The following is a 15,040-nucleotide window of genomic DNA, read 5'->3' as shown; positions in this document are numbered from 1 at the left end:
ACAGCCGTGCGCCCGGGTGCCGCCTCGCCGTCACGCCGCTCGTGCGGTGCGGTGCGGGGCGGCACCCGTCGCCGGACGTGAGGCCGCCGGGCGCGAGGCCACCGGCTCCTCGCGGCGCCCGGTGGCGGCGCGGGCGGCCTCGGCCCGCTTGATCTGCCGGTCGATCCGCCGCTCGCGCGCGATGCCGATCAGGGCGGGCAGGGTCATGAAGACGAACAGGCCGAGGACGGCCACCATCGAGGTCAGTGCTTGTATCCGCGTCGTATCCATGGACACCACTGTCGCGCCTGATGCTCCTTACCGGCAGTGGCAGGACTGCCGTACACCCTCGATTTACTGCCAAGGGCGCGGCACACTGGAGCCATGCTCCAGAACGTGGCCGCCGTCCTCCTCGACGGTGTGAACCCCTTCGAACTCGGTGTCGTCTGCGAGGTCTTCGGCGTCGACCGCAGCGACGACGACCTGCCGGTCTACGACTTCGCCGTCGCCTCGGCCGACGGCCCGGCGGTGCGCACCAACACGGGCTTCTCCCTCCAGGTCGAGCACGGTCTGGAACGTCTGGAGACGGCGGACCTCATCGCCGTGCCCGCCGGTTCCTCCTATGTGTCCCGGGAGTTCCCGCCCGAGCTGCTGGGCGCCCTGCGCAGAGGGGTGGACCGGGGTGCGCGGGTGCTCAGCGTCTGCTCCGGGGTGTTCGTGCTCGCCGCCGCCGGACTCCTCGACGGCCGGCGTGCCGCCGCCCACTGGAAGCACGTGGAGGCGCTGACCAGGAAGTATCCCCATCTGACGGTCGAGCCGGATGTGCTCTACGTCGACGAGGACCCGGTGATCACCTCCGCGGGCACCGCCGCCGGCATCGACGCCTGTCTGCATCTGGTGCGCAAGGAGCAGGGTCCGGAGGTCGCCAACAAGATCGCCCGGCGCATGGTGGTGCCCCCGCACCGCGACGGCGGGCAGGCCCAGTACATCGAGCGCCCGCTGCCGCGGTCCGGGGGCGACACCGTCTCCGAGGTGCTGGTGTGGATGGAGCGGCATCTCGACGAGGAGACCACCGTCGAGCAGCTCGCCGCCCGCGCCCACATGTCGCCGCGCACCTTCGCCCGCCGCTTCCAGCAGGAGACCGGCACCACGCCCTACCGCTGGATCCTGCGTCAGCGGGTGCTGCTGGCCCAGCGTCTGCTGGAGGCGACGGACGAGACGGTGGACGCGATCGCGGGCCGTACCGGCTTCGGCAACGCGGCGGCGCTGCGCCACCACTTCGTCCGCACCGTCGGTACGACGCCCCAGGCCTACCGGCGCGCGTTCAGGGGCCCTCAGGCCGCCTGAACGCGCGGCCGGGCGTGGGGTCAGCGGGGCACCGCCCGCAGCATCAGGCGGCGCGGCCGGAGCGTGATGCCGATCCGGGGCTTGGCGTCGGAGCCGGGCGCGTGGTCGAAGCGGTACGCGGAGGCGACCACCGCGGTGATGAGCGTGAGCTCGGCCATCGAGAAGTGGTCGCTGGGGCACTTGCGGTTGCCCACGCTGAACGGACTCATCGCGTACTTGGGCACGTCCCCCGCCCGCTCGGGGAGCCAGCGGTCGGGGTCGAACTCCTCGTGCCGCCCGTACGACCGCCGGTCGCGCTGGATCGCGTACGGACTGTAGATGAGGTCCGCGCCCTCGGGAATGCGGTATCCGCCGAGTTCCGTGTCGGTCACCGCGCGGCGCGTCAATATCCATACGGCCGGATACAACCGCAGGGTCTCGGTGACGACATTCGCGGTGTACGTCAGCTTCCGGACGTCTTCGAATGCGACCGGTCGGTCACCCACGACGGATTTCACCTCGTCGCGGATCTTGTCGCCGAGTTCCGGGTGCTCGGTGAGAACCAGGAGGAGCGACATGATCGTGGATCCGACGGTTTCGCTGCCGGCGGTGATTATGGCGAGGACCTGGTCGTGGATCTCCTGCTCCCCTATGGGCTCGCCATTCTCGTCCTCCGCCTCCAGCAAAGCCGTCAGCAAATCGTTCGGTTTTTGACCGCCTGCCCGTCGGTCGGCGACGATCTCGTCGACCAGGACATGCAAATCGGCCAGCGCGCGGTTGAATTCCCGGTTGGCCGGAAGCGGCACCTTGTAGAGCGGTCCGAGCGGTACCACCATGCGCTGGTACATCCCGCCGAACAGCGTGGTGAGGTCGGCGCAGATGCGCTCCGCCCGGGCGTCCATGTAACTGCCGCGCATCAGGCAGCGCGCGGCGACCCGGACGGCCGCGCGGAAGGACTCCGTCGTGACGTCCAGCGTCTCGCCGCGGCTCCAGCGCTCCACGAGCGCGTACGCCTCCTCCGCCATGACCGGCCCGTACGCGGGGATGGCGTCGAGCCTGAACGCGGGCTGGATGGTGCGGCGCTGGCGCCGGTGCAGCGGGCCGTTGGAGGTGGCGACGCCCTCCTTGCCGAGCAGGTCCTCCAGGGACTCCCAGAGCGGTCCGGCGATGATGTAGTCGGGGCTCAGCGCCACCGCCCCGGTGAGGGCGGGGGTGGTGACGGCGTACACCGTCTTCGGTCCCAGCTTGAGGCGCACGACGTCGCCGTGGTCGCGCAGCCGGGACATGAAGGACAGCGGATCGCGCGCCAGTTTCCAGCCGTGGCCCAGGACGGGGACGCCTCCGCCGGCCACGGGAGGCTCGCGCAGTCCGGTCTCCCCGGCCGTTTCGGGGTTCACCGACTCGACGGTCATGACTCACCTGCCGTTTCGTTGTCGACGTACGGGGGTGTGGACCGGTCGTCCCAGCTCTCGACCCGGTACCGGCCGGACTCGTGGTGGAACCAGTAGACGGAGCTGAACCAGTTCCGCATATTGCCGACGCAGGCGCGTACGGCGGCACTCGTTTCCTTTCCTCCCACCGTGCCGTCGTCGAGGGTGTCCGCGAAGTGCAGGGCTTCCCGTTCGGCGTCCTGGAATTCGCTGATGCATTCCTCGACGCGGCGCCTCACTTCCGTGATCGCCTCTTCGAGTGTGAGTTTCTCGTGGATGATGAGGCTGATGCCGAGGTTGTGCACCTCGCTGCCCGCTATTTCCTTCGGCAGGGAACAGAGGTCGTTGTACCAGGCGGCGAATTCCTGACTGAGCAGTGCCGCCTTCCGGTAGGCGGGGTATTTCCTTATCCCGTCCGGCAGTTCACTTCCCGCGCTCGGCTCCAGGAGATCCGTCCAGATCCAGTGCGCGAAGGTGAGCCGGCGCAGTTCCAGGTATTCCTCGACGGTGGGGACGATCCCCTCCGTACGGTTGTGGAACTCCCGGTCGTACGCCTCGATCACCTCGTGGAAGTGCCGGGCGAACCGGTCGTTCCAGCCGCCCGGCAGGAACGCGTACAGCCGCTCCACGCTGTCCGCGAGCCCCGCCACCACCGGATCCTCGTGGTCCAGGTGGTCACCGGGGCTGTCGAGGGCCCTGTGCAGCCGGTCCTTCAGCCTCAGCCAGGCGGCGGAGCGGCCGTGCACGATGTCGCGGTCGTGCCGGTCGTCCCAGACGAAGAACCACGCGCTGTAGTCCGCTATCGCCTGCAGGACGTCGTCGGGGGCGCCTATGTAGTAGCCCGCCATAAGATCGGTGTAGCACAGGCCATCGGCATATTCCTCCACCTTGTCCGCCGGCATGAGCCGCTTTTCGAGCAGCCACGCCCTGGTCGCCTGTTGAAGTCGGGGCCAATACGGGTGGAGTCGCCGGGGAAACGCCGCCTCGATCACCGGAAGAGACAGCGCCGGTGGAACTGCGATGGTGGTCGGTGTCGATGTGGTGCCGTGTGACAAAGCATGCACGAACAATCCCCTCTCTGCCGCCAGTCGGCGTGCGCCCGCCCCCGAGCCGGGCGCACGCCGTGCGTATCCCCGCACCTCCATTCAGCACCACAACTGACCGTTCTGGGAACGGATTTGCTTCTTTCGCTACTACGGAGGTCGCACAGACGAACGGCGTCCGATCGAAAAGGTGCTCGATCGGACGCCGTTCGCGAGGAGAGGGAGAGGCCCCGAGGGCCCCCGAGGGCCGGTCAGTCGTTGGCCACCACGGGGTAACGCGGCTCGTTCTCGGCCATCTGCCGCAGTGCGTCCTTGCGTTCACGCTTGGACAGCCGGTCGATGTAGAGGTAGCCGTAGAGGTGGTCGGTCTCGTGCTGCAAACACCGTGCGAAGTAGCCGGTGCCGCGTACGTGGACGGGGTTGCCCTTCTCGTCCTGGCCGGTCACTTCGGCGTAGTCGGGGCGGGCCAGCGGCATGTACGCCGTGGGCACCGACAGGCAGCCCTCGTTGCTGTCGTCCAGCCGGCGCTGCTCGGCGGGCAGTTCGACCAGCTTGGGGTTGCAGATCACACCGACGTGCCGCACGCCCTCGTCGTCCGGGCAGTCGTAGACGAAGACCTTCTTGCCCACGCCGATCTGGTTGGCGGCCAGGCCCACGCCCTCGGCGGTGCGCTGGCTGGCGAACATGTCGGCGACCAGCTGCTGGAACTCGTCGCCGAAGTCCGTGACGTCCTCGCACTCCTGGTGCAGCACCGGGTTGCCGACCACGGTGATCGGGCGCGAGGTACCGCGCTCCCGCCACGCCGTCTCGCGCTCCTCGCAGTCCTCCGTGTCGATGACGTACCCCTCGCCGTCGACGGGGAGCACGCCCGCGTGCTGCTGATCGGTGTCCTGCTGAGCCATGACCGACGTGTGCCTTCCTGAGTAAAACCGGGGTTGTGATCTGAACAAGGGTACGGTGAAGCGCCCCCTCAGGGGCGCGGGACTGTATCGGTATGCGGCTCCGCCGCGTGGGCGCGATCAACCACAACGGACCCGCACTCGGTCAACGAGCTCAGCAAACCTCTTCAAGATCCCGCCAGTCCCGCGAGTCCGGACTGTCCGCAACCCACCCGTCCAGCAACCCCCGTACAAGAGAGGCAGGGGCGGCCACGCCACATTCCCGCTCCGGCACCCACAACTGCCCGTCCGTACGATGCCCCAGCGGCCCCGGATGCCCCGGCTCACTGTGATCGTGCGGATCCAGATGCTCGCCCTCCCCCTCGTCCGACGGCATCCGCGACTCCGAGCACATCCGGCACAGCAGCCGTACGGAGGACGACCAGTCCTCGGCCGCGAACCCGGCGTCGGAGGCCAGCTGCTCCAGCGCGTCCCGGTCGGCCTCGGTCGCGGCCTCCAGCAGCACCACCCAGGTCGGCACCGGCGAGGGCGCCCACAACTCGATCTCGTCGAACACCGGGTAGGTGTGCCCGGCGGCGGTGCTCCGCTCCCCGTGCGGCACGCCGTCGTGCAGGACGACCTCGCCCCAGCGGCGCCCGGAGGACGGCAGCGGAATGGACAGCACCTCGATCCGGGCGGGGTCCAGGCGCCGCCCCCACACCACCTCCGCCTCCCCCTCCGGGGACAGCCGTACGGCCGCGCTGCCCAGCTCCATGCCGAGGGGCTCGCCGGAGTCGGTGGCCGGGCCGGGCACCTTGAGCCCGTAGGCCTGCCAGGCCCGCCGGGCCAGCGGCCAGTCCTGCAGGGCGGTGGCGGCGATGCCGACGTTCCACCAGTCGGGAGCGCCCGTGTCGCGGTCGAGCAGCGCCACGGCCCGCAGACCGGCCGACCGCGCCTGCTCCCAGTCGTGCCGGAACTTGTGCAGCAGCGCGAGGTTGAACCAGGACTCCGACAACCAGGGCTCCAGGTCGGCGGCACGGGTCAGCAGCGCGCCCGCGTCCTCGTACCGGCCGTCGCCGATGAGCGTGAACGCACGGTCCGTGGCCTGCCGCCAGGAGGCGGAGGGCCGGTGCCGTCCCTTGCCGAAGATCCTCACGATTCCCGCCTGCCAGTTCCGTCGGTGGGCTGGCCGTACCTGTCCGCGCCCCCGGACACCCTCTCCTTCGCATCCAACCACGTACGGCCGCGAGGGCGCTCATTACCCATGGGTTACCCAGCCTCGGCCGGGGTCAGACAGTCCCGTTCGTGGCCCTCGCCACGCTCGGCCCTGGTGTTCACGCGTCCCCTCCGTGTTCCGTGACAGCACCCGGGCCAGTGCTTCGACCACCTCCGGCGCGTACTCCCCGGCGGTTCCCAGGCGCAGTTCCTCCAGCGCGGTCAGCGGCCCGCCGGGTCCTCCTTCCCGGGACTTCTCCTCGTACGCGTTGACCACCCGGACGATACGTGCGGCGAGTGGCTGTTCCCGGTGCGGGTCTGCCTGGCGTTCGACGATCGCGGCCACGCGCGGGTCCACCCCGGTCTGGCGCACCACGGCGCCGCCGAGCAGCGCGATCCGCCGCTGTTCGGTGACCGGCAGGACGGCGGTGGCGCCGTCGGGGACCGGGTCGACGAGGCTGAGCTGACCGATGTCGTGCATCAGGGCGGCGTACTCCAGCACGGTCAGTTCGGGTTCGGTCAGCCCGAGGTCCCGGCCCACCGCCCGGCTGAGCGCGGCGACCCGGCGGGCGTGCCCGGCCGGGGTGTATCCGGCGATCTCGGTGGCCCGCGCGAGGGAGGTGATGGTCTGCCGGTAGGTGGCGCGCACGGCGGCGTACCGCCGGTAGGAGAGCTGTGCGAGCAGCAGGGGCACGGAGAAGACGGGCAGTGCCCACAGCCCCACGACCGCGACTCCGAGCGCCATCACCGCGCCCGTGGCGATGACCGCGGCCCCGATGCCGGGCACGGCCCGCAACTCGTCGCGCAGCGTCGGCAGGAAGGGCCACCCGGTGCGGGAGTGGGCCGGCGCGGCGGCGAGCACGGCGTCGCACAGCGCGGTGAGGGAGAGCAGGGCGAGCAGGAGCAGCGCGTGGGCGGGGCCGCCCCAGCCGTCGAAGGTGCCCCGGTTGTACAGCGGCTGGAAGCACACGGCGACGAACCCGACGGTCAGTACCCTGCGGGCCGACGGGTCGAGGGCGGGTCCTTCACCGCGCCCGACGTGCGGCACGCTGCCGAGCAGGGACGCGGCGAGCACCACGGTGACGACCTGGGCGGCGCCGTGGTGGGTGGGCCGGCCCGCGGTCTCACCGAGCAGCGCGTACGCCAGTGAACCCGCGGCGGCGAGCGGCGCGGCCTCCCTGATCCGCGTCCCGTTGCGCCGGGTGAGCTCGCCGAAGGCGATGAGCACCCCGAAGGCGAGGGCCGTACCGCGGTCCTCGACGCCGTTGTAGAGCGTGCTGCCCAGGGAACCGGCGGCGAGGACGGCGGCGCACAGGTGCACGACGGTGTGGAGCCGGGGCCTCATCGACGCGCTCCGGGCCGGCCGGCGACCGGTGCGGCGGGTCCGGGCACGGCCGCGGGCCGTATGCCACCGGTGGCGGACCGAGTGCCATCGGCGGCGGACGGCGTGCCGCCGTCGGCGGGCCGCGTGCCGTCGGAGGCCGACCGGATGTCGCCCGTGGCGGGCCGGAAGGCATCGGCGATCGGCCGCGTGCCACCGGAGGTGGGCCGCGTGCCGTCGGGGGCCGATCGGATGTCGCCCGTAGCGGGTCCGGGGGTACCGGCGATGGGCCGGGGGCCGTCGGGGGCGGGCCGGGTGTCACCGGGGGCGGGTCGTGTTTCGTCGGCGGTCACCGCCGGGTGCCAGCCGGATCGGCCGATCGCCCGGACCAGCGCGGTCACCATCCGTGGGTCGAAGTGGGCGCCGGCGCACCGCCGGAGTTCCTCCAGCGCCACGGGCACGGGCCGTGCCCTGCTGTAGGAGCGGGTGGAGGTCATCGCGTCGAAGGCGTCGGCGACGGCGACCACCCGCGCGGACTCCGGGATCTGACCGCCCGCCAGCCCGTAGGGGTAGCCGGTGCCGTCCAGCCGTTCGTGGTGGTGCAGCACCGCCGCGCGGGCCTCGCCGAGGAAGGAGATGCCCCGCACCATCTCGTGCCCGTACTCGGGGTGCAGTTCGATCACCCGGCGCTCCTCGGGGGTCAGCGGGCCGTTCTTGGTGAGCAGCCGGGTGGGCACGCCGAGCTTGCCGACGTCGTGCAGGATGCCCGCGAAGCGGAGCACCTCGACGCGCTCGTCGTCCATGCCGAGTTCCCGCGCGATCATCATGGACGCCCGTCCGACGCGTTCGCTGTGCCCGCGCGTGTAGCCGTCCTTGATGTCGACGGCCTGGACGAGGGCGCGGATCGTCGCCTGATGGGCGGCCCGCTCCCGGTGGTACTGGGCGAACGCCCACCAGGAGACGCCCATCGGCAGCAGCACCAGCAGCGCGGCCACGGGACCGTAGGGGCTGCGCCACAGCAGCGCCATCATGAGCCCGGCGAGGCCGTGCACGGTGATCGGGGCCAGCGACCCGAGGAACAGCCGCCACCAGGCGGCCGGCGCCGGGATCCGCCTCCCGCGCGGGAGCACGCCGGGCGCCGACGCGGGAATGCCGCCGTCCAGCAGGGTGAGCACCAGGCAGAACACCAGCACCGCGACCCCGGCCGTGCCGAGCGCGGCCGGGACGTCGCAGTCCGCCACCGCGTCCCGGCCGCCGACCGCCAGATGGACCCGGCTCGCGGCCCATACGGCGAGCACCAGCCTGCCGGCCCGCCAGAGCCTGCGCGCCAGGTACGGGCGTTGTTCCACGGGGAGCAGCAGCGCCCCGAGGAGCGCGACCAGCGCCGCGGCGGGCGGTGGCAGCAGGAAGGCCCCGGCGAGCAGGACGGGGTGAAAGGTTCCGCCCGGGTGCGGGGCGGCGACCAGACGCGATCGGGCGAGGCGCTCGCAGCCCGCGTACAGCACGGCGAGCAGGGCTACCGCCCACCAGGAGAAGCGGGCACCGCCCGGCGGGGACACCGGGACGGAGGGAACCAGCGACAGCGGACAGAGCAGGCCCAGCACGGTGACACAGGCGACATACGCGCGGACCCGTGCCGGTAACGCCTCCATGTGCCCCTCCCCGACCGTGCCCGCCGACACCCGACCTGCTACCTGCCAGGCTCTGGAGCCTAGGACGGCGGGGGGTGCCTCCACGGGCCGATAACCCGCGGATTAGCACGTTCGAGTGACACAGGGGCCGGGGGACCGCGGAGTGTCAGGACTCCTGCGGTGCGGCCGGCGAGGCCGTGATGTCCTGGTCGGGGACGGCCTGGCCGGAGCGGATCAGGTCGAGCCGGCCCATGACCTTGGAGCGCAGGTCGCCCGGCACGTCGTCCTGTCCGCAGCAGCGCTTGACCAGCTTCTTCACCGCCTGCTCGAGCCCGTACTTCTCCAGGCACGGCGAGCATTCCTCGAAGTGGTGCTCGAACTTCACACAGTCGGAATCCGGCATCTCACGGTCGAGGAACTCGTAGAGATGATCGAGGATTTCGCTGCAATCCGTCTCGTGCGGCTCTCCGCAGCTCATGACCCCGAGCCTTTCGCTTCGTTCGACTCTCCGACGCCGGCCGGGACCAGTCCGCGCTCACGCGCGTAGTCCTCCAGCATGCCGCGCAGCTGACGGCGGCCACGGTGCAGCCGGGACATCACCGTACCGATGGGTGTCCCCATGATGTCCGCGATCTCCTTGTAGGCAAAGCCCTCCACATCGGCGAGGTACACCGCGATGCGGAACTCCTCCGGGATCGCCTGGAGCGCTTCCTTGACGTCCGAGTCGGGCAGGTGGTCCAGCGCCTGCGACTCCGCGGAGCGCAGACCCGTGGACATGTGCGACTCGGCGCGCGCGAGCTGCCAGTCCTCGATCTCCTCGGCCGCGCTGCGCTGGGGTTCGCGCTGCTTCTTGCGGTACGAGTTGATGAAGGTGTTGGTGAGGATCCGGTACAGCCACGCCTTGAGGTTGGTGCCCTCACGGAACTGGTGGAAGGACGCGTACGCCTTGGCGTACGTCTCCTGCACCAGGTCCTCCGCGTCGGCCGGGTTGCGCGTCATGCGCAGGGCGGCCGAGTACATCTGGTCGAGGAACTCGAGCGCGTCCCGCTCGAAGCGCGCGCTGCGCTCCGCGGTCGACTCCGCGCCCGTGCTGCCCTGGCCCTCGGGCTGCTCCGCCTGGCCGTGTTCGGTCCCTGCGTCGGTACCGGGAACCGGACCCACCTCCTCCAGAGTTGTCGTGAGACCGAAGGCGGTCTCACCCGAATCGGAGGATAGACGACGATCCGGTCCACCCGCCGCCCGAATAGGGGCGGTCTTGGCCGCGTGCAGCACCGTCCAGTCCAGGTCGGGGCGGCTGCTGCTGCGGCTCGGGCAGAAGGTCGAACCCATGCGGCGGACTTCCTCTCCTACGACGGTGATGCCGTTGACCGGCATGTACGTCCGTCCCAACAGCGGGAGCCGTCCGGGCATTCCCGGGCCTCACCCGAGTGTGCCGGTCCACCGCACGACCGCGTCCGTGATCACCGTCACGGCCTCCTCCTGCGTGAGGTCCGCCCGCTTGGGCACGGCGAAGCCGTGATCGCCGTGGGGCACCTCGACCAGTTCGTACGCCCACCCGTCTCCCACCACCGCCCTTGCACCGACGCGCTGCGCGCGGCCCCTCCCGTACTCGGGGAACTCCCCGGGCCTGCCGAACGGGTCGTTGCCGCCCTGGACGACGAGGGTGGGCACCCCCGCGCCGAGCAGTTCGTCGGCGCGGGACTTCTCGGGCCTGCCCGGCGGATGCAGGGGGAAGCTCAGGGCGAGTACGGCGTGGGCGCCGAGCTCCGTGGCGGTGCGGCAGGCGACGCGGGCGCCGGCGCTGCGTCCGCCCGAGATCACCGGCAGGCCCGGCTTCGCCAGCGCGGGCCAGATGCCGCGCCAGCCGGTGTCGAGGGTCTTCGGCGCGGGGGCCATCTTCTTGCCGGCCACCCGCCAGGGCTGTTCGACCAGGGCGACGGTCACGCCGTGTGCGGGCAGCCCGGCGGCGAGCGCCTTCAGGTCCCGGGCCTCGATGCCGCCGCCGGCGCCGTGGCTCACCGCGAGGACGAGGCGGGCGCGGCGCCGGGCGGGGTGCCAGGTGATGCGGGCGGTGCCGGCGTCCGTCTCGACGGTCTCGGTCGTGCCGGTCGTATCGGTCGCGTCGGTCGTGTCTGCCGTGTCGGGGGTCACGTCAGAAGAGTGTGCCCTCTTCCGGCGCGGCCAGCTCTTCCAGCAGCTCCGGTCCGTTGTTGCGGACGTTGCTGACGGCCGTGGGGACCGGGTAGGCGCGCATCAGGCCGGAGGGCGGCGGGGCGAGCAGCTCGCGCAGTTCGCCGACGTCGGTGCGGGCGGGATCGAGCCAGGCGTCCCAGCGGTCCGGTGTGAGCATCAGCGGCATCCGCGGGTGGATCCCGGCGAGGGTGTGCGGGCCGTCCGCCGGTGACACGGCGAGCGGGTCGGTCTCCGCCTCGGTGGTGATGACGGAGCACGTCACCCACCAGGCCCGGGGGTGGTCGTCCGGCAGCGTCTTGTCCCGCCAGAACTCGTACAGCCCGGCCATGGCGAACACCGAGCCGTCGGCCGGCGTCACGAAGTAGGGCTGCTTGCGGGGCCGCTTCTTCTTCCCCTCGACCTCCAGGTCCCGCTCCTGCTTGCCGGTGACCCACTCGTAGTAGCCGTCGGCGGGCAGGATGCAGCGCCGGGAGGAGAAGGCGCGGCGGTAGGACGGCTTCTCGTGGACGGTCTCCGCGCGGGCGTTGATCATCCGGGCGGCGCCCTCGGGCGTCTTGGACCAGGAGGGCACCAGGCCCCACTTCAGCTTCCGGAGCTGCCGAACCGGGCGCGGGTCCGCCACGTCTTTCAGAGCACGGTCGAGGACGGCGTAGACCTCCTTGGTCGGCGCCACGTTGTAGTCGGGCTCCAGAGTCTCCTCCGGCTCCCACTTGTCGATTTCAAAGATTCCCGCGAGATCCTCGGGCCTGCGACTCGCTGCATAACGTCCGCACATACGTGCAACACTGCCAGACTCCGTACGCGTAGAGGGAGCAATCGGAAACAGATGGAAAGCATGGTCAGTACCGCGTCCGCCTCACTCGCCTCCCTCTGGGACGAGGTCTCCGGCACCCAGCCCGACCCGGATGTGTGGGTGGTCGTCGCCACACTGGTCGCCGCGGCCGCCGTCGTCGTACCGCAGGGGCTGTGGCGGCTGTCCCGGAACGCCGTCACGATCGCCCACGAGGGCGGGCACGGTCTGGTGGCGCTGCTCACCGGCCGCACGCTGACGGGGATACGTCTGCACTCGGACACCAGCGGTCTGACCGTCAGCCGCGGAAAGCCGCACGGCATCGGCATGATCCTCACGGCCGCCGCCGGCTACACCGCTCCCCCGCTGCTGGGCCTGGGCGGCGCCGCACTGCTCGGCGCCGGCCGCATCACGCTGCTGCTGTGGCTGGCCACGGTGCTGCTGCTGGCGATGCTGGTGATGATCCGCAACGCGTACGGCGCGCTGACCGTGGTCGTCACCGGCGGCACCTTCGTCCTGGTGTCCTGGCTGACCGGACCCCAGGTGCAGGCGGCGTTCGCGTACGCCGTGGTCTGGTTCCTGCTCCTCGGCGGAGTGCGCCCGGCCTTCGAACTCCAGGCCAAACGCTCCCACGGCGGCGCACCCGACTCGGACGCGGACCAACTGTCGAGGCTGACCCACGTCCCGGCGGGCCTGTGGCTGTTCCTGTTCCACGCGGTGTCACTGTGCGCGTTGCTGGGCGGCGGTCGGTGGCTCCTGGAGCTGTAGGCCACAGCGCCTGTCGGCCAGGCCGCGGACAGCTCCCCGAAGGGGCGCGGGGAACTGCGCGACCAGCCAGAACGGACCCGCAGCCGACAAGCGGCCTGCACAGCCCCCCTCCTTATAGAGTGGGCCCCATGGCCCGAAACCCCGCACACACCGCCCTCTGGCCCGCCCCGCACGCGAGCGGAGCCGTCGACGCGACGGTCCACGTGCCCGGGTCCAAGTCGGTCACCAACCGTGCCCTCGTCCTCGCCGCCCTCGCCTCCGAGCCGGGCTGGCTGCGCCGCCCGCTGCGTTCCCGCGACACCCTGCTGATGGCCGGCGCCCTGCGCGCGATGGGCGTGGAGATCGAGGAGGGCGTCGGCCCGGACGGCACCGGCGAGGCCTGGCGGGTGCTCCCCACGGGCCTGCGCGGCCCGGCCACCGTCGACGTCGGCAACGCCGGCACGGTGATGCGGTTCCTGCCCCCGGTCGCCACCCTCGCCGACGGCCCCGTCCGCTTCGACGGCGACCCCCGCTCGTACGAGCGTCCCCTGAACGGCGCCATCGACGCGCTGCGCCACCTGGGTGCCCGGATCGACGACGAGGACCGCGGCGCGCTGCCGATGACCGTGCACGGCGGCGGCGCCCTGGACGGCGGCACCGTGGAGGTCGACGCGTCCTCGTCCTCCCAGTTCGTCAGCGCCCTGCTGCTGTCCGCGCCGCGCTTCAACCAGGGCGTCGAGGTCCGCCACACCGGGGCGACGCTGCCGTCCCTGCCGCACATCCGGATGACCGTCGACATGCTCCGCGCGGTGGGTGCCCAGGTGGACACCCCCGAGTCGGGCGGCGAGCCGAACGTCTGGCGGGTCACGCCGGGCGCCCTGCTGGGCCGGGACCTGACCGTCGAGCCGGACCTGTCCAACGCCCAGCCGTTCCTGGCGGCGGCGCTGGTGACCGGCGGCAAGGTCGTGATCCCGGACTGGCCGGCCCGTACCACCCAGCCCGGTGACCGGCTGCGGGAGATCTTCACCGAGATGGGCGGTTCCTGCGAGCTGACCGAGATCGGGCTGGTCTTCACCGGCTCCGGGGCGGTCCACGGCATCGACGTGGACCTCGGCGAGGTCGGCGAGCTGACGCCCGGGATCGCGGCCGTGGCGGCGCTCGCGGACTCACCGTCGACCCTGCGGGGCGTGGCCCACCTCCGGCTGCACGAGACGGACCGGCTGGCCGCGCTGACCAAGGAGATCAACGAACTCGGCGGCGACGTCACCGAGACCGCCGACGGTCTGCACATCCGCCCGCGCCGGCTGCACGGCGGTGTCTTCCACACCTACGAGGACCACCGCATGGCCACCGCCGGCGCGATCATCGGCCTCGCGGTCGAGGGCGTGCAGATCGAGAACGTGGCCACCACGGCGAAGACCCTGCCGGACTTCCCCGAGCTGTGGACCGGGATGCTCGGGGCGTAGGGGTTCACCATGCGCCGCTACGGCAAGCACACCGACGAGGACGACATCCGCTCCCGCCCCAACCGCAAGGGCAACCGGCCGCGCACCCACATCCGGCCCAAGCACGAGGACGCGGCCCCGGGCCTGGTCCTCACCGTCGACCGGGGCCGGCTGACCTGCCTCGTCGAGGACCGGGTCGTACTGGCGATGAAGGCCCGTGAGCTGGGCCGCAAGGCGGCGGTGGTCGGTGACCGGGTGGCGCTCGTGGGCGACCTGTCCGGGAAGAAGGACACGCTCGCGCGGATCGTACGGATCGAGGAGCGCGCGTCGGTGCTGCGCCGTACCGCGGACGACGACGACCCCTACGAGCGGGTCGTCGTCGCCAACGCCGACCAGCTCGCCGTCGTCACCGCCCTCGCCGACCCCGAACCCCGTCCGCGGCTGATCGACCGCTGCCTGGTCGCGGCGTACGACGGTGGCCTGGAGCCGCTGCTGGTGCTGACCAAGTCGGACCTCGCGCCGCCGGACAAGCTGCTGGAGCTGTACGGCGACCTCGACATCCCGTACGTCGTGACCAGCCGCGCGGAGCTGGAGAGCGGCGAGGCGGCGGACCGGGTGCGGGAGCAGCTGGACGGCCGGATCACCGCGTTCGTGGGGCACTCCGGAGTCGGCAAGACGACGCTGGTCAACGCGCTGGTGCCGGAGGAACGACGGCGTACGACCGGACATGTCAACGCGGTGACCGGGCGGGGTCGGCACACGACGACGTCCGCGCTGGCGCTGCCGTTGTCGGGCGCCGAGGGCTGGGTGATCGACACGCCGGGGGTGCGGTCCTTCGGGCTCCACCACGTCGACCCGTCCCGGGTGATCCACGCCTTCCCCGATCTCGAGCCGGGCACGGAGGGATGTCCGCGCGCGTGCAGTCACGACGAGCCGGACTGCGCGCTGGACGCGTGGGTGGCCGAGGGGCACGCGGACCCGGCGCGGTTGTACTCGCTGCGGCGGCTGCTCTCGACGCGGGAGCGCACGGAGGGCGACTGAC

The 15,040-nt window shown here is 71.6% G+C and carries 14 protein-coding genes and 1 pseudogene; 4 read left to right on the top strand and 11 right to left on the bottom strand.

Features of this window, described 5'->3' with window-relative positions:
• Nucleotides 1–30: 30 nt before the first annotated feature.
• Complete coding sequence (locus AMK33_RS09820; protein ID WP_073932391.1) at nt 31–270, bottom strand: hypothetical protein; 240 nt, start codon at nt 268–270, stop codon at nt 31–33.
• Between the two features lie 93 nt (nt 271–363).
• Between AMK33_RS09820 and AMK33_RS09815 the strand changes: the two genes are divergently transcribed.
• Nucleotides 364–1,326, top strand: coding sequence for a GlxA family transcriptional regulator (locus tag AMK33_RS09815; protein ID WP_073932390.1), 963 nt, complete (start codon nt 364–366; stop codon nt 1,324–1,326).
• A gap of 20 nt (nt 1,327–1,346) precedes the next feature.
• Here AMK33_RS09815 and AMK33_RS09810 read toward each other — a convergent pair whose 3' ends face one another.
• The 10 genes and pseudogenes from AMK33_RS09810 to AMK33_RS09765 all read right to left on the bottom strand — a co-directional run bounded on the left by AMK33_RS09810 (nt 1,347) and on the right by AMK33_RS09765 (nt 11,791).
• Nucleotides 1,347–2,717, bottom strand: coding sequence for a bifunctional albaflavenone monooxygenase/terpene synthase (locus tag AMK33_RS09810; RefSeq protein WP_073932389.1), 1,371 nt, complete (start codon nt 2,715–2,717; stop codon nt 1,347–1,349).
• Entirely contained in the window at nt 2,714–3,799 is a 1,086-nt protein-coding gene (gene cyc1, locus AMK33_RS09805) for an epi-isozizaene synthase (protein ID WP_073932596.1), read from the bottom strand. The genes AMK33_RS09810 and cyc1 overlap by 4 nt, the downstream gene beginning before the upstream one ends.
• A 230-nt stretch (nt 3,800–4,029) precedes the next feature.
• Nucleotides 4,030–4,680 carry a peptide deformylase gene (gene def, locus AMK33_RS09800; protein ID WP_073932388.1) on the bottom strand — a complete coding sequence of 217 codons (651 nt, stop codon included), beginning with the start codon at nt 4,678–4,680 and terminating at the stop codon, nt 4,030–4,032.
• A 151-nt stretch (nt 4,681–4,831) separates the two neighbouring features.
• Nucleotides 4,832–5,812 carry a tetratricopeptide repeat protein gene (locus AMK33_RS09795; RefSeq protein WP_030860234.1) on the bottom strand — a complete coding sequence of 327 codons (981 nt, stop codon included), beginning with the start codon at nt 5,810–5,812 and terminating at the stop codon, nt 4,832–4,834.
• 102 nt (nt 5,813–5,914) lie between these two features.
• On the bottom strand, nt 5,915–7,216 hold the full coding sequence (locus AMK33_RS09790; protein ID WP_073932387.1) for an HD-GYP domain-containing protein: 1,302 nt from the start codon (nt 7,214–7,216) through the stop codon (nt 5,915–5,917).
• A gap of 245 nt (nt 7,217–7,461) precedes the next feature.
• Nucleotides 7,462–8,844 (bottom strand): annotated as a pseudogene (locus tag AMK33_RS09785) (HD-GYP domain-containing protein); the annotation flags it as partial.
• A 145-nt stretch (nt 8,845–8,989) separates the two neighbouring features.
• A complete protein-coding gene (gene rsrA, locus AMK33_RS09780; protein WP_030860228.1) occupies nt 8,990–9,301 on the bottom strand; it encodes a mycothiol system anti-sigma-R factor in 312 nt (103 codons plus the stop codon).
• Nucleotides 9,298–9,984: an RNA polymerase sigma factor SigR gene (gene sigR / locus AMK33_RS09775; RefSeq protein WP_201263010.1), complete on the bottom strand. Its 687-nt coding sequence runs from the start codon at nt 9,982–9,984 to the stop codon at nt 9,298–9,300. Before sigR ends, rsrA begins: the two co-directional genes overlap by 4 nt.
• A 258-nt stretch (nt 9,985–10,242) precedes the next feature.
• Nucleotides 10,243–10,974, bottom strand: coding sequence for an alpha/beta hydrolase family protein (locus AMK33_RS09770; RefSeq protein ID WP_073932386.1), 732 nt, complete (start codon nt 10,972–10,974; stop codon nt 10,243–10,245).
• 1 nt (nt 10,975) lies between these two features.
• Nucleotides 10,976–11,791, bottom strand: a complete 816-nt coding sequence (locus tag AMK33_RS09765; protein ID WP_073932385.1) for an SOS response-associated peptidase — start codon at nt 11,789–11,791, stop codon at nt 10,976–10,978.
• A 60-nt stretch (nt 11,792–11,851) separates the two neighbouring features.
• Between AMK33_RS09765 and AMK33_RS09760 the strand changes: the two genes are divergently transcribed.
• The 3 genes from AMK33_RS09760 to rsgA all read left to right on the top strand — a co-directional run bounded on the left by AMK33_RS09760 (nt 11,852) and on the right by rsgA (nt 15,039).
• Entirely contained in the window at nt 11,852–12,574 is a 723-nt protein-coding gene (locus AMK33_RS09760) for a M50 family metallopeptidase (protein ID WP_073932384.1), read from the top strand.
• A 128-nt stretch (nt 12,575–12,702) separates the two neighbouring features.
• Nucleotides 12,703–14,019 (top strand): 3-phosphoshikimate 1-carboxyvinyltransferase, encoded by a 1,317-nt coding sequence (aroA, locus tag AMK33_RS09755; protein WP_073932383.1) that lies wholly within the window; start codon nt 12,703–12,705, stop codon nt 14,017–14,019.
• A 9-nt stretch (nt 14,020–14,028) separates the two neighbouring features.
• Nucleotides 14,029–15,039 (top strand): ribosome small subunit-dependent GTPase A, encoded by a 1,011-nt coding sequence (gene rsgA / locus AMK33_RS09750; protein ID WP_073932382.1) that lies wholly within the window; start codon nt 14,029–14,031, stop codon nt 15,037–15,039.
• Nucleotide 15,040 lies beyond the last annotated feature (1 nt).

Source organism: Streptomyces sp. CB02400, from assembly GCF_001905725.1.
In the GTDB taxonomy this organism is placed as follows: Bacteria; Actinomycetota; Actinomycetes; order Streptomycetales; family Streptomycetaceae; genus Streptomyces; species Streptomyces atrovirens.
This window is presented reverse-complemented; position numbering and strand designations above follow the sequence as displayed.